Here is an 18,457-nt window from a genome sequence, read left to right as displayed (position 1 = left end):
ATAGCTAATTATGAGAGCAACAAAATTATATATGATACTAATTGTATTGCTTTTAGGATCATTGACAGGAAACAGTGTTTATGCTCAGTATGCTCCGGGAGCTCGACTTCCATATATAGGATCTTGGGATGATTATGACTGGCTAAGTGGTCAAAAAGGATTTGTTCGCATTATAGGTACGAACGAATCTCTTCCAATAGATAAACGTCTTTTTTCTATTTGGGCAGGAGGTAATAATGGAGAGCGTTTTAGAGTCTCAGCCAATGGTACTACATCTATAGTTGGTGCATTTAATGGTAAACCAGCGTTGAATTTTTATACAGCAAATAATTATTATCTTGGTAGTATCGGTTTTCCAGGTGAAGAGTTAACCATTACCGGGCTTTATGGAATAAGACTTAATCCCAATAAAGAAAATAAAGTATTTATCACAACAAATCAGACATCCATATTTAATTCTCTACATTTATCCCTTATAGGGCATTATGCAGATCAGGGGGTGACCTTTAAGATGGGAAGAAATCAAGAACCCTTGATGGTTTCAAATTTTAGTGGCAAACGTTTACGCATTGGCGCAAAAAGTGGAATAGGTTTTTGGGGAGATGGAAATGCAGGAACGAATGATACCCCCAACTTATTGGTAAATGCCGATGGAACAGTGCTTGTTTCCAATGCTATAACTATGAAAATAGGACGAAATGGTGCCCCTACAGTTAAAGGTGAAATAAATGGAAAGTGGTTAAGAGTAGGAGGCCAGAATGGAGTTGCATTTTGGGGAAATGGCAACATGGATAATGAAGATAATCCACATGTATTGATCAAGGACAATAAACTGATAGTAGGTCAAATGACAAGTCCTGATTATGCTCTGAATGTAGGTGGATCCATATATACAGAAGCTAATGGAATTAAAACATTTTTCGGAAAGGATATAGACAAGGATGATGGTTGGATTGGAACAATGTCCAAGCACGGACTTTATTTGGGTACTAATAATAAAAGTTGTTTGTATCTTGATGCTGACTATGAGAACGTTTATGTTGGGCTGATTGATACTTTTGTTAGTCAGATTCGCCAGGAGTTTAAAAAGAAGTATAGACTGTTTGTTGCCAAGGGAGTACTTTCGGAAGATTATGGTATTAGCCCGCAATCCAGTTGGTCTGACTTTGTATTCAATGAAGATTACGCTTTGAAGACGATTGCAGAAGTGGAGGAGTTTATTTCTGAAAACGATCATCTGCCTGGTGTTCCTTCTGCCAAGCAAGTAGCAGAAGAAGGATATTCTCAGCATGATATGAATAAAATTCTGTTGCAAAAGATAGAGGAACTTACGCTTTATACTATTCAGCAACAAAAGGAAATCGATTCATTGAAAGTACGACTTCAAGACTCTTTTAAATAATCGTTTGAAATTTATAGAAATATTGGATAAGAATTTATATTTATTATGAGTATGAAGAAAATATATATATTTTTATTTCTGTTGGTCACTACCTTGGTCGCTTCCCAGGCAAGTGCCCATAAGCGTTTGTTTATTCTGCTCGGACAGTCTAATATGTCAGGCAGAGCACCGGTGGAAGATGCGGATATGGCAGCTTGCCAAATGGTAAAACTGCTGAATATCGATGGGCATTTTGAAGTGGCCCGAAACCCATTGAATCGTTTTTCGAATATCCGCAAGGATATCGCTATGCAGAAGTTGGGCCCCGGATATACTTTTGCTGAGACATTGTCCGAGCAATTACAAGATACTATATTTCTTGTGGTCAATGCGCGTGGAGGAACCGCTTTAGAGCGTTTTATGAAAAACGATACTGCCGGATATTATGAGAAAACATTGTTCCGTATCAAACAAGCTTTGCGCGAGCGCCCTGACCTGAAGCCGGCAGCTATCATTTGGCATCAAGGGGAGTCGAACCGGGATGATTATCAAAACTATCTGAATCATCTGAATACATTGGTTGCTGATTTGCGTAGCGATTTGGGGATTCCGGACTTGCCATTTATTGCTGGAGAAATAGGACGCTGGAATCCGGACTATTCGCATATCGTAGAAAAAATTGCTTTGATTCCCGATAGCATACCTTATGCCGGGCTTGTTTCTTCCGAAGGGTTGACTAATATTGATGAATTCCACTTTGATACACGGTCGCAAAGAGAATTAGGAAAACGGTATGCGAAGAAATATTTGGAACTGTCAGAGGAAAAGGTTTCAAGATTGGTACAGATACGTTCTAAATTATTTGAACCGAATAGTAAGGAAGTACTTGTTGCCGCCCACCGTGGCGATTGGCGCAATGCCTGTGAAAATTCATTGGAAGCCATAGAAAATGCCATTCAGATGGGAGTGGATATTGTGGAGATAGATCTTGCGAGAACTAAAGACGGACATCTGATTTTGTTGCATGATAAAACGCTTGACAGAACAACTACGGGAAACGGAAAACCTGAAGATCATACTTTGGCCGAAATAAAAGCGTTGCGTTTGCGGAACGGATGTCATATCAAGACTATTTATAAGGTTCCCACTTTGGAAGAAGCATTATTGACAGCCAAAGGGAAGGTGATGCTGAATTTGGATAAAGCTTTTGATTATTTCGATCAGGTGTATGAACTGTTAGAAAAGACAGGAACCACCAATCTGGTGATCATGAAAAGTAATGCTCCGGCGGAAGATGTGAAACGTGATTACGGGAAATATCTGGATAAGGTGGTTTTCATGCCGAAAGTTAATTTGGATGAAGAAGATGCCGTTCGGAAGTTAAATGATTATCTTCGGGTGTTGAAACCAGTGGCTATTGAATTTAAGTTCGCCCATGATACCAATCCGTTGCCTTACGAAGTGAAGAAGATAATGGCTGGGAAATCCCATATCTGGTATAACACCTTGTGGGATACCCATGCGGGCGGGCATGATGACGACTGTTCACTGGCAAACCGGGATAAAGGTTATGGTTATCTAATAGATAATTTGGGCGCAACGATATTGCAAACGGATCGCCCGGCGTACTTGATTGACTATTTGAAACATAAATCGAAAGTAATGGATTGTAAACGCGATTGGACCTATCTACAGTCAGAAAATGAATTTCAGGCTCCTTCTGTTCCTCATTTTACAGTTGAGGAGTGTTTCCTGAAAGGCAAGCAAAGTCCGCAGACCAATGAGGATGGTATTATTGTTACTCCCTACTTTGCGGCGGTGATTGACGGGGCTACGGCTAAATCTACCTTCACTTACGAGGGTAAGAAAACCGGTCGGCTGGCTATGGAGCTTGCTTTGGAGGCTATACGTGATTTTCCGAAGGATATTGATGCTGCTGAGGCTATTTGCCGGATAACAGAGAAAATGCATAATTTCTATGTAGAGCATAATTTACTTGATGAACTGAAAGCAGAGCCGGGTAAACGTTTCACGGCTAATGGCGTGATTTATAGTTATGCCCGGAATGAAGTTTGGCAGGTGGGTGATTGCCAGTGTATTATTGGTAATCTGTATTCCTCTAATGAGAAAGAGATTGATGCTATTATGGCGAATGCCCGTGCGGTGGTCAATGAAGTAGCTTTGTTGAACGGGGCTACGGTGAAAGATTTGGAATCTCACGATCCGGGACGGGAATTTATCTATCCTTTTCTGCAGAAACAGGCTGTTTTGCAGAATTGTCCGGTAGAAGAACAGCGGTTTGCCTTCCCTGTGTTTGACGGCTTTCCCGTGCAGATGAAGCAGGTGAATATTTTCCCTGTGGGTGATGCGGAAGAGGTGGTATTGTCTTCTGACGGTTATCCTCATCTATATTCCACCTTGCATGAATCGGAATGTTATCTTGCAGATATTCTGGAGAAAGATCCTTTGTGTATGCGGTTGTATAAGAGCACGAAAGGGATAAAGAAAGGAAACTGCTCCTTTGATGACCGTGCTTACCTGAGGATAAAAATTAAAAAATAATATTTATGGACTTAGAAGAATTGTGCGATGAACTGAAAATAGCCAGTGATTGCGAGTATGCTCTTATTGAAGAGTCGCTGGTATCGTATACGAAGTGGGTACAGGCAGGGGAGTTGTTGGAAGATTAAAGGGGAAAAGGCGGAGTAGTCCGCCTTTTTGCTAACTTTGCAAAAAAACATTGCATACCTTTATAGTCATATAAAGGTAGCATCAAAAAACATTTTTATGACAAGAGAACAGAAGATATTATCCTTGTTAGCTCAGTTTAAAGAGCTGGGTATCGGCCAACAGATAGACTACAATAAGTTCTATCTCTATTCCCTTATCACTCATTCTACAGCTATTGAGGGGTCTACTGTCACCGAAATTGAGAATCAACTTTTGTTTGATGAGGGCATCAGTGTGAAAGGTCGTTCTATGACTGAGCAACTAATGAACTTAGACCTGAAAGCAGCATACGAACAATCTATTACTTTTGCAAAGAGCCATAGTGATATTTCAGTTGATATGCTTAAGAAACTATCTTCTATCGTTCTGAAGAATACTGGAACAATATATCAAACTGCATTAGGTGAATTTTCGTCAGCGAATGGAGATTTACGATTACTGAACGTTACAGCCGGAACTGGAGGACGCTCTTATATGAATTACTCAAAGGTACCTACAAAGTTGACAGAACTTTGCGAAAGTATAAATCAGCGACGAAAGGCTCTTTCAAAAACGAATGTTATTGAATGCTATAAGTTGAGTTTCGACGCTCACTTCTATTTAGTAACAATTCATCCGTGGGCTGATGGCAATGGCAGGATGTCTCGTTTGCTGATGAATCAGTTGCAGTTTGAGTTTGGAATCATTCCTACCAATATTAACAAAGACCATAAAGCGGAATATATTGAATCTCTTATAGCTACTCGTGAAAACGATGATATAGAACCATTTCACAACTTTATGTTCGATGAGCATATCCGTAATTTAGAGCAGACGATTCGTAATTATCAGGTATCCATAGAGGATGAAGGTTTAGAACCTCGTGTCGATGTCGGTATAAATGTCGGTATAAATGTCGGTATAAACGAACAACGTGTATTAGAGCTTATCCGGATAAATAACCGAATCACTGCAAAAGAGATTGCAGAATCGCTTTCGGTTTCCTTACGACAAGGTGAACGTATTATGGCAGCATTAAAGGAGAAAGGGCTAATCAAACGTGTTGGCTCTAACAAGTCGGGGCATTGGGAGTTGAGAGGGGGATAAATGTCTGTATAAATCTATATAGCCAGGAAAATAATAACAGATAAAGAAGGATACCATATGCACATACAGGCTGTATTTGGTCTATATTTCAATCAGTTAGAATATTAATTTGGAAGATGAGTTGAAGGGGGGTAATAAGAGAGATTTATTAAGATATAAAAGATATAAAACAATATAAGTATGAAAATATATCACTATACAAACTTAGAATCATTAGCAATGATTCTAAAAAATAAAACTATTAGATTTAATCGTCTTGATAAAGTAGATGACCTTGAAGAAGGTAATACTGAATCATTGGGAATTTGCTTTTGCAAATATGTATTTGCTTCATGTTGGACGGAGAATTCAGATGAAAGTATTCCTCTTTGGAAAATGTATGGTGGCGATTTTGGTGGTATCCGAATTTCAATGGAGAGAGAAATGTTTCAAGAGTATATCATATCTAATTTAGATTTTGGAGGTTTAAAGCCACAAGGCTTTATCATAACAAAGATCCCTCCGGAAGATTTGGCTCATTCAGATTTTTGGATTCTCCCTGTATTAGACTACGATAATGATTTATTTTATCGACGCATAAAGTATGTAGATGATGTTTTTCAATACACCAAAGATGCCATTCAGCTAACTAATATTAAAGATGGACATGGAAATATGAATATGCAAATGAAGCTTTTTGGCTATTATAAAAATAAACGTTGGGAATTTCAAAATGAAACAAGATTTGTACTTTATATACTTCCATTTAACCCTATGTTAGAGGGTGCAAATCCAGATATTTCCAGCATAGTTATGCATTGCCTTTTGGGAAATAAACCTTTGCCTTTTACATACTATGATATGAAACTTAAAGATGAGGTTTTAGACAAAATGGAGATTACGTTGAGCCCATCTGCTTCTGACGCTGAAAGAATAATAGTTCGTGCCTTAATTGATAAATATGCTCCGAATGCTCAAATACACAATAGTGCTTTAGGGGAGGTGGTTCGACTAAAATAATTATTAAGCTTATTCATAATATATTGTCTTTGTGAGTGTTTACAATATAATTGTAAAATGAGACTTGTTCCTTTTGGGGATAAAACGCTAACACTCAGAATTTACCTCCTAAAGACCTTATCTGTTTTCTGTAGGATAGTTTTATTTTATAATTGTTATATTTCTTTTTTATGATATAAAGGTAAATGAATGATTTTATAAAAAATATTTTCTGCTCAATTCTTCAAAATCAGTAAGCGAATAAAAAACAATCTCTTTTTCATTTTGTATTGGAACAAAATTTTAATAGGTTTGCAAAACCTAATTATTCACTTCTAACAATCTTTGTTCCTTAAAATATAAGCATGGAAAAGAATATGGCTGATTTTTCAGATGATAGCTATTTATTGGAGGAGATAAAACGGGGAAACGAAGAAGCATTCGTTTATCTGTTTAAAAATTACTTTCCGCGTTTGCGTGGATATGCTGTTCGCTTTATTGAAGATGAAGAAATCGTTCGGGATATTATTCAGGAATGTTTTCTGAAGTTCTGGGAGAAGAGAGACTTACTTTCGTCGGTCTCCATAACTTCTTTGCTGTTTGCAATGGTGCGCAACGGATGCCTGAACTACCTGAAACACGTATCCATTGTAGAGAAGCACCGGATTGAGTACCTGGCATCCATTGACGGGGAAGAACGGCTTTACTATACCGACTTCACCTTTGATGCAGACAATAAACTTCTCTATGATGAATTGCAGGAGCAAATCAAGCTCGTCATAGGTCAGCTGCCTGAACGTTGCCGCGAAGTCTTCCTGCTGAGTCGGTTCACACATCTCAAGAACAGGGAGATAGCCGATAAACTACAAATATCCACTACAGCCGTGGAGAAACATATTTCTAAAGCCCTTGCCCTTTTTGAACGTCACTTCAAGGATAAGTATCCGGTAGACATTTATATAATGGTCTTAGCTTGGGTGATTATGAACGAATAAACAGAATAACCAGGAAGAGAAAAAGTAGAAAACTGATAATTTTCTGCTTTTTTCTTTTTCCGGGGTTGGGTAGAATTAAAATTAGTTGTTACATCCTATAGAAAGAGAATTTATGAAAACAGAAACAAACATTCACGAATTGGCGATCCGCTACTTTGAAGGACAAATTTCAAAGGCAGAAGAGAAACTCTTGTTCAACTATATTGAGCAAGCGGAGGAAAACCGCCTGCGGTTTCGCCAGTGGGAAAAAGAATGGAAGGTTACTAATGAAGGAGACGAACAGACCATGCAAGAATGGCAACGTCTGCAACGCCGTCTTCGTACGCAAGAGGCTATTATGCCGATGTTGCCCCGTCGCAATTTCAGCTTCTGGCGCAGAGTGGCTGCCGTAGCCGCCATCGTGGTGCTTACTGCAGGGGCTACGTTGGGCATCTGGAACATTGCTTCCTTATCTTCTACTGAAGATTATTTCGTATTCGAAGCTCCCTACGGAGAAAAGAGTAAGATGACTTTGGCAGATGGTACAGTGGTATGGCTGAATGCCGGTTCCGTACTGAAGTATTCGGATAAGTTCAACGAGCGGAATCGTAAAGTAATACTTAGCGGTGAGGCTTATTTTGAAGTCACAAAGAAGGATAAAGCCAAATTCACCGTGCAAACCTGCGGATATGATGTAGTAGTAAAAGGAACTAAATTCGATGTTTCCGCCTATCCTGAAGACTCAGTTGTCACTACGGCACTGATGGAAGGAATTGTAGAAATCCATCGTGGGGAACAGCGAATAGAGATGATACCCGGTGAATTTGTAAAGTTGGATATGGCTACCGGAAAAATCACACGTACCCGTAATGATGTGAAGCAATGGAAAGCCTGGTCGGAGAATCGAATTGAATTTGAGGATATTACGTTGAAAGAACTGGTAGCGAAGTTGTCCCGCCAGTATGACGTCAATATCAGTCTGGAATCGGAACAAGTAGGTGCCAAACGCTTCCGCATTTCATTAAGAAACCGTGAGACGATAGGAGAGGTGATGGCTGCTTTACAGGAGATCATCCCGATAACCGTCGAACGTAGAGGAAAGGATATATATATCAGAGAATAAAATCAATTTTGTAACAACTAATTAAATCAAGAAAAAGCTATGAACAACCGAAAATCAATTCTATGCTTATTCCTTTTGCTTTTGCTCAGTTTGGGTTCATTGTCTGTAAATGCCCAGACAGTCAGCAAAGTTTTTAAGGAACAAACATTGAAAACTGTATTGAAGGAAATAGAGAGTCAAACAGGGCTGTCCATTATCTATCAGAAAAACGAAATAAACGAGAATAAAAAGGTTAATGTGACTTTTGAAAATACTCCCGTCGTAGAGGCATTGTCATCTATCCTTGACAAATCATTGGAGGTGAATCTAAAGAATAAGATGATTGTGATTTCTCTCAAAAAGCTAATACCGGGTGATGACCAAACAAAAGTAAGATCAATCACCGGAAAGATCATTGATGAAAACGGTGAACCGGTGATTGGGGCGAGTGTGGCAATACAAGGAACGACATTGGGGGCAATTACAAACATTGACGGTGAATATACTTTAGCCAATGTTCCGGAAAATGCAGAAGTAACCATTTCATTCATTGGCTACCAGACATTGACATTTAAAGCTAATGACAAAGCCTTACAGAATGTCACTTTGAAGGAAGATAGCGAAATGTTGGATGAAGTCGTAGTGGTGGGATACGGTGTACAACGTAAACGCGATGTAACCACTTCTATTTCCTCAATGAAAGCGAGTGAATTGGCAGTTCCAGTTTCTAGTGTGGATCAGGCGCTTGTCGGTAAGATGACCGGTGTGCAGGTTTCACAACCGAATGGTATCCCTGGTGGAGGATTATCTATTAAGGTAAGAGGTAGTGGTAGTATTACTGCCGGTACGGAACCGTTGTATGTGGTAGATGGTTTTCCCATGTCCGGTGAAGCAGGAAATGGTACAGGACAGAATGTGTCTCCTTTGAGTTCCATTAATATGAATGACATTGAGTCCATTGAAGTTTTGAAAGATGCTTCGGCGGCAGCCATTTATGGATCAAGAGGTGCAAATGGTGTAGTTATTATTACTACTAAGCAAGGTAAAGAAGGCAAGGATATGAAGCCTACCGTGCAATATGATGGATATGTAGGTTTCCAGCAACGTACTAAAAAGATAGATATGCTGGATGCGTATGAATATGCTTGGCTCTCCTATGACGGACACAACAATGCTTATCTTGATTTGCTGGAAAGTAAAGGTCTTGAAGGAAGTATCAACGACTCTAATGAAGTTCGTAACCAGAAGTTGGGGAAGAAACCGGATGTTATCAATCAGGCTTATTTGCTACCTCCCGAAATAATGCCATATATCAATGGTGAAACCGGACTGACGAATACGGATTGGCAAGACGAAGTTATGAGAACAGGAATCGTCACAAGCCATAATCTTTCTCTGTCCGGAGGAAACAAAGCTGCCAGATATTTTGTTTCCGGTAATTACATGAAAGAGCAGGGTATTGTTATCGGTTCGGATTTTGAACAGATGGGAGCCAGAGGAAAAGTCGATGCTAATTATAAGAAATTCACCTTCGGGACTAATCTGTCTTTTAATTATTCTGTGTATAACATCGTTCCTACCGAGGACAGATATAAAGAAGAGACAATCGTTGCTTCTGCTTTGGCCATGTCACCCACTATGCCGGTGTACAATGCCGACGGTTCTTATAATTTTGATCAATGGAACTGGCAGTATAAACATCCGCAGATTGTAAATCCTGTAGCTTTGGCAGACGAAAAGGAAGATCAGATGAAACGTTACCGTTTTATGGGGAATGTCTATGGGGAATATGAACTCTATAAGAATCTGAAATTCAAGACAAGTTTCGGTGTGGATTTCAACAGCTACAGCCGTTCTTATTATAGACCTTCCACTTTGCCAACTTCTTTAGACAGACTTCCGCCTTCAGTACCGGAAGGGTCGAAGCGTGATAAGAATATGCTGAACTGGGTATGGGAAAATACATTGTCATATACTACAGTCATTAAGGATGTACATAATTTGTCTGCCATAGCCGGATGGACTGCACAGAAAGAATCTGTGAACACTTCATTGCTGGCCGGTAATGGTTATCCTAATGACTTGGTACATACCATGAATGCAGCATCAGCTATTACAAGCTGGAGTGCAACCGCTTACGAATGGTCGTTGTTATCGGCATTGGCACGTGTGCAATATTCATATAAGGGTAAATATTTACTATCGGCTGCTGCTCGTGTGGATGGATCTTCCCGTTTTGGAAAGAATAACCGCTGGGGTATGTTTCCGTCAGCTTCTGCCGGATGGTATATCAGTGAAGAAGATTTTATGAAAGATATAAAATGGCTTACTTCCTTGAAATTGCGTGCGAGCTACGGTATCAGTGGTAATTTTAATATTGGAAATTACGAGTATTATGCTACGTTATCGGAAGACAATTATGTGTTTGGAAAAGCTGACGGCACTTTGGCCAGCGGTTTACGTCCTGCAACAGCTGGAAATCCTGATTTAGGTTGGGAGAAGACAGCTATGTTCAATCTGGGTCTGGAAATAGGACTGTTTAATATGTTGACTTTAGAACTGGATTTATATAACAGTAATACAACTGATATGCTACTGAATGTACCGGTTGCCGAGTTTTCCGGTTTCAGTACAGTACCTATGAATATCGGAAAAGTAAATAATAAGGGTGTCGAATTCGCTATTTCTACTACAAATTCTTGGGGAGATTTTACATGGAACAATCGCTTTAATATCTCTGCCAACCGGAATGAAGTGAAAGACCTCGGTGGTGTTGATGAAATGATAACTACTTCCGAGAGTGTGACTTTCATTACTAAAGTCGGAGAGCCTATCGGTAACTATTATACCTTGGTTACGGATGGTGTATTCGCTAATCAGACAGAGATTGATAACTCGAAGAATCCGGATAAGAGCCAACGTAAATATGCTTATGTCAGTGGTGCGAAACCGGGAGACTTCCGTTTCAAAGATATGGACGGTAATATGGAGATTGACGAGAACGACCGTACTATTACAGGAAATTACATGCCGAAGTTCACGTATGGTTTCTCTACAGAGTTGAAATATAAGTGGTTTGATCTCTCTATTGCCCTGCAAGGTGTACAAGGTAATAAGATTGCCAATATATTCCGTCGCTACATTGATAATATGGAAGGAGGAAATAACTGTCAGGTCGATGCTTTGAATCGCTGGCAATCAGAAAGTAATCCGGGTAGCGGCTATGTAGTTCGTGCAAACAGAAGTGCAACGGGTATGAATGGTACTACTTCTACCTGGCATATTGAAGATGGTTCTTATATGAGAATTAAGAATATCACTTTTGGATATACGCTGCCTAAATCATTGCTTACCAATGTAGGAATAAGCCGGGCAAGAGTTTATTTCTCTACTCAGAATCCTTTCACTTTTACCAAATATAGCGGATACAATCCGGAAGTGAATATGAAAGGTGGTTCACTGACTCCTGGTATCGATTATGGTACATATCCTCTGTCTAAATCATTTGTATTCGGATTAAACGTAACCTTTTAAATAATCAAGATATGAAAATTAAATATTATATTGTAGCTTTTGCATCTCTGTTGCTTACCAGCTGTAGTGATTTTCTGGACTTGACACCTATATCTGAGGCTTCTTCAGCAAATTACTATAAAAATACTTCTGATATAAATTCTGCATTGTCCGCTTGTTATGGTTCCTTGCAGGGGACCTATCAATATGGCGAATATTTCATTTCCCTCATGGAGCTAAGATCTGATAATGTGGAAGATATTAATCCCGGTGGAGCAGCCGGTATGTTCTACTTCATTGATAATTTTACTGCTACATCCGGAAATAATGTCGTTCGCTATGCATGGAAAGAATTATATAACCAGATATACAGATGTAACAATGTACTTGCAAGTATAGATGTGGTAACAGATGCCGCGTTGAAAAAGCAGTATGAAGGGGAAGCTATGTTTTTACGTGCTTTAGCATATTTCAATATTGTTCGTCTTTGGGGAGCTGCACCTCTGATCCTGAAACCGGTGACCGCTATTGAGGCTAAGGGGTATGGACGTAGTTCAGTGGCAGATGTTTATAGAGCTATAGAAGAGGATTTGGAGGCTGCATCCGGTATGCTTACTTCTGCTTATGATGATGACAATCTGGGAAGAGCCACTTCCGTAGCTGCAAAAGCATTATTGGCAAAAGCTTATCTGACACAACAAAAGTGGTCGGCAGCAGCGACTTTGCTGGATAACATAGTCAAAGATTATTCATCTAAATATGGTTTGCAGAACACCGTTGCTGATGTTTTTGATGTAAACCAGGAGATGAATAAAGAAATTCTGTTCGCTGTACGATATTCAAAATCAGTTCTTGGGGAAGGACATGGATACAACGATTACTTTAAGGATAAATCGGTTATTGATAGCAAACTCTTAGAATCTTATGGAAATACGGACGATCGTAAAGCCATGATCGAATATAAAAAGGTGGATGCTAACAATAATGTAATAGCTAAGTATTATGATACGTTTGACGCTACTACGGCAAAGGTTGGATTTGACTTGCCATTATTGAGATGGGCGGATGTATTGCTGATGTGTGCTGAGGCTCATAATGAAGTAGCCTATGAAAACTCTGAATCAAGTAAGGCACTGAGTTACTTGAATTTGATTCGTAAGCGTGCAAATGCAGTGGAATATAAAGTGACGGATTTGAAAGACCAGAGTGCTTTCCGCAAGGCTGTATTGGAAGAACGCCGTTTGGAATTCCCGTTCGAACTGCATCGTTGGTTTGATTTGATCCGTACAGATACGGCGATAGAAGCTATGTCAAAGGTTGGTTTCACAATAACAAAGAATGACTATTTATATCCGATTCCGAAAACAGAGGTTGATTTGATTGACAATCCGGAAACGTTCCCTCAAAATCCGGGATATAACTAATCTGAGTATTTATTGAGTGAGGATGCCTGAAAGTATTGCCTCTCAGGCATCCCTCTAAAACTATGAAACATGAAATATATTTGGGGATTGTTGTTTGCCTTGGTGGCTGACTGTGCTTTCTCACAGGAGTTGCCTCGGTGGAAAGAGGGATATATGGATATCCATCATGTAAATACAGGACGAGGGGATTGTACATTTTGTATTTTGCCGGATGGAACTACTCTGTTGATTGATGCCGGAGAGAATAATAGAATTGGAGCGAGAGTCGTGGCTGCAAAACCTGATGATACCAAGAAAGCTGGTGAGTGGATTGCAGATTATATCCGCTATTTTATACCTAAAGACAAAGAGAACATTGATTATTATCTTTTGACGCATTATCATTCAGACCATATCGGTAGTTGGTTGCATAAGAAAGAGGGTAAAGGCAGGTATTATCTGACTGGGATTTCCGAGGTATATCGGAATTTTCCTGCTAAAGTAATCGTGGACAGAGGAGATGACTTTATGCCTCCTTCCGATAAAGATTCTTGCTATATGAACTATCGTAATTTCGTAAAATCAATCTCTGACTGCACTAAACGTGTAACCTTTAATGTGGGATCGTGCAAGCAATTTGTGTTACGCAATGAACCGGAAAAATATCATTCATTTAGTGTGCGTAATGTATATGCTAATGGTAAGGTTTGGGATGGAGATACAGGAGTTACCTCATTATTTTCTGATAAAGGCAACTATTCAAAAAGTGAAATGCCCAGAGAAAATATGTATAGCTGTGTGATAAAGTTGAGTTATGGTGCATTTGATTACTATACAGGAGGGGATATACCAGGCTTTTCCCGTCCGGGACGTCCTAAGTGGCATGATATTGAGACCCCGGTTTCTGATGTGGTAGGCAAAGTAGAAGTGGCGGTATTAAATCATCATGGCAATGAGGATGGGACTAATGAAAATTTTCTCCGGAATTTATCACCTAAGAATGTCATAATGTCTACTTGGGATGCTCTGCATCCTAATCATACGGTATTGTATCGTCTATTCTCTAAAGAAATTTATCCGGAAGAGAGAAAGATCTTTTCCACGAATATGCATCCGGCTACTAAAATTGTTATCGGTGATCTGGTTGACAGAATGGCATCCCATCAGGGGCATATAATGGTGCGTGTATATCCGGGAGGTAACAAATATCGTATGTATGTTTTTGATGATGCAGTTCCCATATCCGAAAGCCATGTCATCTATGAATCGGATCTATTTGAATGTATGAAATAAATAATAAAATTTATGAGAAGGAATCTATTTTCATTGAGTTGCCTCTTGTTGTTGTGTACAGTTGCTTTATGGGGGCAAAATCCGGCTGAACGGATTCATAAAGCATTTAATGAACCTGCTGAAAAATCAATTCTGGTGGTTTCGCACCGTGCAGATTGGCGTAATGCTCCAGAAAACTCATTGCAAGCCATTCAAAATTGCATTGATATGGGAGTGGATATGGTTGAAATTGATTTGAAGCGTACTAAAGATGGGCATCTTATCTTGATGCATGATAAAACTATTGACCGTACTACTACGGGTAAAGGTAAACCGGAAGATTATACGTTGGAAGAGTTGCGTCAGTTCCGTATGAGAAATGGAGCCGGACATAAAACTCGGCACTTGATACCTACTTTTGAAGAAGTGATGAAGTTATGTAAAGATAAAATTATGGTGAATGTTGATAAAGGGTATGATTATTTTAAAGAGGCATACGCTATTCTTGAAAAAACAGGTACTGTGCATCAGTGTATAATGAAAGCCGGGTTGCCTTATGGTCAGGTGAAAGCTGAGAATGGTGAAGTATTGGATAAGATGATTTTCATGCCTGTGATCGATTTACATAAGGAAGGTGCTGAAGCGATTGTTGACGGTTATTTAGAACACATGAAACCCCAGGCTTTTGAATTGGTATTTGATAATGACGGTCCGGAGGTGCATAGACTGATAAAGAAAGTACGTGATAGTGGTGCTAAGATTTTTATAAATAGTTTGTGGCCGGAACTTTGTGGTGGCCATGATGATGATCTTGCTGTAGAGTTGAAACAACCGGGGGAGAGTTGGGGATGGATCATTGGACAAGGAGCTAAACTGATTCAGACAGATCGTCCTGCACTATTACTGGAATATCTGAAAGCAAAGAAGCTTCACGATTAACCTCACAAGAATATGCTGAAATATATTATTAATTTTTACAGGGTCTCAATGCCGAGACCTTGTAACGGAGAGTCTTTGTCCGAACAGAAGAAACGGTTGAAGCATTTGCAATGGTCTACTTTTTTGGCTGCAACCTTTGGGTATGGTTTGTATTATGTCTGTCGGTTGAGCCTGAATGTAATGAAGAAGCCTATTGTGGATGAGGGAATTTTTTCGGAAACTGAATTAGGAATTATTGGTTCTGTGCTTTTCTTTACTTATGCAATCGGAAAATTTGCAAATGGATTTCTCGCTGATCGTAGTAATATAAACCGTTTCATGACTACCGGTTTATTGGTTACTGCATTGGTTAATCTATGTTTGGGATTTACCAACTCATTTATCTTGTTTGCCATTCTTTGGGGGATTAGTGGTTGGTTCCAGTCTATGGGAGCTGCTTCGTGTGTAGTGGGGCTTTCCCGTTGGTTTAGTGATAAAGAGCGTGGATCTTTCTATGGATTTTGGTCTGCCAGTCATAACATAGGAGAGGCTTTGACTTTCATCATCGTTGCTTCTGTGGTTAGTGTTCTGGGATGGAGGTATGGTTTTCTGGGCGCAGGTCTCGTGGGGCTTATCGGAGCATTGATTATATGGCGTTTCCTTCATGATACTCCGCAGAGTGAAGGACTGCCGGCGATGAATCAGCCGAGAGAGAAAAAAGAAATGAATGCTGCGGAAGCTGCTGATTACAATAAAGCGCAAAAACAGGTTTAGTTGATGCCTGCTATCTGGATACTGGCTTTGTCCAGTGCTTTTATGTACATCAGCCGTTATGCAGTGAATAGTTGGGGAGTGTTTTATCTGGAGGCGGAGAAGGGATATACTACTTTGGATGCCAGCTTTATTATTTCGATCAATTCGGTTTGCGGCATTGTTGGTACAGTCTTTTCCGGATTCATATCAGATAAACTGTTCGGTGGGCGTCGCAATGTGCCTGCATTGATTTTTGGATTAATGAATGTAGCCGCTTTGTGTCTGTTCCTGCTTATTCCCGGTGTACATACTTGGGTAGATGTGACGGCTATGATTTTATTTGGAACAAGTATTGGTGTGTTACTGTGTTTCCTGGGTGGACTGATGGCGGTCGATATTGCTCCGCGTAATGCTTCAGGTGCGACACTGGGAGTAGTAGGGATTGCCAGTTATATAGGTGCCGGATTGCAGGATGTGATGAGTGGTGTGTTGATAGAAGGAAATAAGACGGTGGTGAATGGGGCGGATGTCTATGATTTTACGTATATCAATTGGTTTTGGATTGGTGCGGCGGTATTATCAGTATTGTTGGCACTGTTAGTTTGGAATGCTCGGAATGAAGAAATTGAATAGGATTGTAGAAATTAGTCCATCATTCTTGTTTTGAAGTAAAAGCGGAGGCGCGGGAGTAAAAAACTTCCCGTCTTTTTTTGTGCGTGCCGAAGTATTGTTACATTTGTGGCAACGTTATTGAAAAACACTATTGGATATGAGACACAGATTTATCTCAGGGAGATGTAAAATATTTAGTTTGTTTCTTCTGTTGGCAGCCGGTTCGGCTGCGCTTCGCGCCCAGGATCAGCCGGGCATTAAGAACATACGTACAGTGGTGTATGAGCCGTTACTGAAGGACACTGCGTGGGTGACCGGCAAGGTGGTGGATTATATCACATTCGTGAAGTACGACAGTAAAGGCCGTAAGATGGTAGAGAACAGACTGAAGCCGGATGGCAGTCCGCATGGCAAGCTGGTGTATGTGTATAACCCTGCCGGACAGGTGTCGCGCGAGATTTATGCGACCGCGGACAGGGGAGTCAGTGATTGCTGGAATTATACGTACGATGAAAAGGGGCGTCTGAATAGCATTGTCTCTATGAACGGGCAGGAAGATACGCTTCAGATTGTTTCTGCGTTGTACGATGAAGCGGGAAAGGTGCTGAAAAAGTACTCCAAAGACTATGTGAAAAATAGGTCATGGGGCAGACAAGTGTTGTACAATGCGGAGGGAATGCCGGAGAAAGTAATCCTGATAGATGGTCCGGATGGGAATATGGAACGTGTGGGAGAATACCGGGTTGAAAGTTGGGATACACTGACTCTGAAAAGAATGGGTGCACTACGGTTTGGGAAGATGCGGGTGGTAAAAGATGATAATCAGAAGAATCCGATTCGGAAGATAGATGAAGCGGGTAACTGGACAGAGCGTTTTGAAGGTTGCAATGAGGATGGAGAACCGAATTTCATTATCCGCAGGGATATAGAGTATGCAGACGGTGGAAATGACTGGGAGAAAATACCTGTGCGCGGTAAAGTGAAGAAGGTACAGCAAAGGTCGTACGTTGCTATCGCCAAAGGTCCGCAGGCGGTGGATAAGGGAGAGAAGAAAGGACAGTTCTTTGTTTACGAGTTTAGTGAAAACGGACGGAAAATGAAAGAAGAACGGTTCACAGAAGAGGGAGTATGCCGGGAGAAGATTCAGTATGAGTATGATGAAAATGGGAATTTGTTGAAAGAAAGCCATTATACACCGGCGGGGGTGCTGACGGTAAACAAGAATTATGGATATGACAAAGAGGGACGTCTCAGACATTGTTCGATATTGGATGATAAGGGTGAAATTATGCAACGGGATATATTTCGCTACGACATAGAAGGTAATATGGTACAGGAAGCCGGTTACTTGACGAATGGAACAAAATGTAGTGAATTCCGTTATATGTATGATTCCTATGGGCAACAAATAGAGCGGCAAGTGCTGTTGCAACCCGAAGGAGTTGATCTGGTTGGCTCTGTCCGGAGAGGCTATAATTTTCAGGGACGTGTTGTGTTCGAGGAATATCTTTCACCGGATGGTACGTCTCAAAGCCAGCATACGTACCGGTACAATACCAAAGGGGAACTGATTTCCGGAACAGAGCGTCCGGAAGGGCAAACCGAAGAAGTGAAATACGTCTATAAATTCCATAATGACAATCAGGGAAACTGGAAAATTAGAATCAAGTATATAAACGATGTGCCTGTGGTGTACGAAGAACGTGAATATACATATTATAATTGATGAATAAAA

General features: G+C 40.2%; 12 protein-coding genes and 1 pseudogene. All 13 read left to right on the top strand.

Going from position 1 to position 18,457, the window contains the following annotated elements:
* The first annotated feature begins 10 nt into the window (after positions 1–10).
* The 13 genes and pseudogenes from K6V21_RS23910 (at position 11) to K6V21_RS23855 (ending at position 18,448) form a co-directional block, all read left to right on the top strand.
* Positions 11–1,402: a hypothetical protein gene (locus K6V21_RS23910; RefSeq protein WP_224320111.1), complete on the top strand. Its 1,392-nt coding sequence runs from the start codon at positions 11–13 to the stop codon at positions 1,400–1,402.
* Between the two features lie 51 nt (positions 1,403–1,453).
* Positions 1,454–3,943, top strand: coding sequence for a sialate O-acetylesterase (locus K6V21_RS23905; protein ID WP_224320110.1), 2,490 nt, complete (start codon positions 1,454–1,456; stop codon positions 3,941–3,943).
* Positions 3,944–3,948: 5 nt separating this feature from the next.
* Entirely contained in the window at positions 3,949–4,071 is a 123-nt protein-coding gene (locus K6V21_RS26705) for a hypothetical protein (RefSeq protein WP_262903770.1), read from the top strand.
* A gap of 97 nt (positions 4,072–4,168) precedes the next feature.
* Positions 4,169–5,197 (top strand): Fic family protein, encoded by a 1,029-nt coding sequence (locus tag K6V21_RS23900; protein WP_224320109.1) that lies wholly within the window; start codon positions 4,169–4,171, stop codon positions 5,195–5,197.
* A gap of 180 nt (positions 5,198–5,377) precedes the next feature.
* Positions 5,378–6,196 (top strand): DUF2971 domain-containing protein, encoded by an 819-nt coding sequence (locus K6V21_RS23895; protein WP_224320108.1) that lies wholly within the window; start codon positions 5,378–5,380, stop codon positions 6,194–6,196.
* Positions 6,197–6,552: 356 nt separating this feature from the next.
* Positions 6,553–7,170: an RNA polymerase sigma-70 factor gene (locus tag K6V21_RS23890; RefSeq protein WP_171032080.1), complete on the top strand. Its 618-nt coding sequence runs from the start codon at positions 6,553–6,555 to the stop codon at positions 7,168–7,170.
* A 112-nt stretch (positions 7,171–7,282) separates the two neighbouring features.
* A complete protein-coding gene (locus tag K6V21_RS23885) occupies positions 7,283–8,272 on the top strand; it encodes a FecR family protein (RefSeq protein ID WP_224320107.1) in 990 nt (329 codons plus the stop codon).
* Positions 8,273–8,311: 39 nt separating this feature from the next.
* Positions 8,312–11,785, top strand: coding sequence for a SusC/RagA family TonB-linked outer membrane protein (locus tag K6V21_RS23880; protein WP_224320106.1), 3,474 nt, complete (start codon positions 8,312–8,314; stop codon positions 11,783–11,785).
* Between the two features lie 11 nt (positions 11,786–11,796).
* A complete protein-coding gene (locus tag K6V21_RS23875; protein ID WP_224320105.1) occupies positions 11,797–13,188 on the top strand; it encodes a RagB/SusD family nutrient uptake outer membrane protein in 1,392 nt (463 codons plus the stop codon).
* A 69-nt stretch (positions 13,189–13,257) separates the two neighbouring features.
* The gene (locus tag K6V21_RS23870) at positions 13,258–14,460 is read left to right on the top strand and encodes a ComEC/Rec2 family competence protein (RefSeq protein WP_224320104.1); all 1,203 of its coding nucleotides are present in this window, start codon (positions 13,258–13,260) and stop codon (positions 14,458–14,460) included.
* Between the two features lie 12 nt (positions 14,461–14,472).
* Positions 14,473–15,378, top strand: a complete 906-nt coding sequence (locus tag K6V21_RS23865) for a glycerophosphodiester phosphodiesterase family protein (RefSeq protein ID WP_224320103.1) — start codon at positions 14,473–14,475, stop codon at positions 15,376–15,378.
* 12 nt (positions 15,379–15,390) lie between these two features.
* Positions 15,391–16,743, top strand: a pseudogene (locus K6V21_RS23860) (MFS transporter).
* A 136-nt stretch (positions 16,744–16,879) separates the two neighbouring features.
* Positions 16,880–18,448, top strand: a complete 1,569-nt coding sequence (locus tag K6V21_RS23855) for a hypothetical protein (RefSeq protein ID WP_224320102.1) — start codon at positions 16,880–16,882, stop codon at positions 18,446–18,448.
* Positions 18,449–18,457: the final 9 nt, after the last annotated feature.

Source organism: Bacteroides cellulosilyticus (genome assembly GCF_020091405.1).
GTDB lineage: Bacteria > Bacteroidota > Bacteroidia > Bacteroidales > Bacteroidaceae > Bacteroides.
Note: the sequence above shows the minus strand (reverse complement) of the source record. Positions and strands in the feature narration are given on the sequence as shown.

Excerpts from the sequence above, each read along its gene's own strand:
- K6V21_RS23910 (WP_224320111.1), top strand. The coding sequence starts at position 11 with ATGAGAGCAACAAAATTATATATGATACTAATTGTATTGCTTTTAGGA.
- K6V21_RS23905 (WP_224320110.1), top strand. The coding sequence starts at position 1,454 with ATGAAGAAAATATATATATTTTTATTTCTGTTGGTCACTACCTTGGTC.
- K6V21_RS26705 (WP_262903770.1), top strand. The coding sequence starts at position 3,949 with ATGGACTTAGAAGAATTGTGCGATGAACTGAAAATAGCCAGTGATTGC.
- K6V21_RS23900 (WP_224320109.1), top strand. The coding sequence starts at position 4,169 with ATGACAAGAGAACAGAAGATATTATCCTTGTTAGCTCAGTTTAAAGAG.
- K6V21_RS23895 (WP_224320108.1), top strand. The coding sequence starts at position 5,378 with ATGAAAATATATCACTATACAAACTTAGAATCATTAGCAATGATTCTA.
- K6V21_RS23890 (WP_171032080.1), top strand. The coding sequence starts at position 6,553 with ATGGCTGATTTTTCAGATGATAGCTATTTATTGGAGGAGATAAAACGG.
- K6V21_RS23885 (WP_224320107.1), top strand. The coding sequence starts at position 7,283 with ATGAAAACAGAAACAAACATTCACGAATTGGCGATCCGCTACTTTGAA.
- K6V21_RS23880 (WP_224320106.1), top strand. The coding sequence starts at position 8,312 with ATGAACAACCGAAAATCAATTCTATGCTTATTCCTTTTGCTTTTGCTC.
- K6V21_RS23875 (WP_224320105.1), top strand. The coding sequence starts at position 11,797 with ATGAAAATTAAATATTATATTGTAGCTTTTGCATCTCTGTTGCTTACC.
- K6V21_RS23870 (WP_224320104.1), top strand. The coding sequence starts at position 13,258 with ATGAAATATATTTGGGGATTGTTGTTTGCCTTGGTGGCTGACTGTGCT.
- K6V21_RS23865 (WP_224320103.1), top strand. The coding sequence starts at position 14,473 with ATGAGAAGGAATCTATTTTCATTGAGTTGCCTCTTGTTGTTGTGTACA.
- K6V21_RS23855 (WP_224320102.1), top strand. The coding sequence starts at position 16,880 with ATGAGACACAGATTTATCTCAGGGAGATGTAAAATATTTAGTTTGTTT.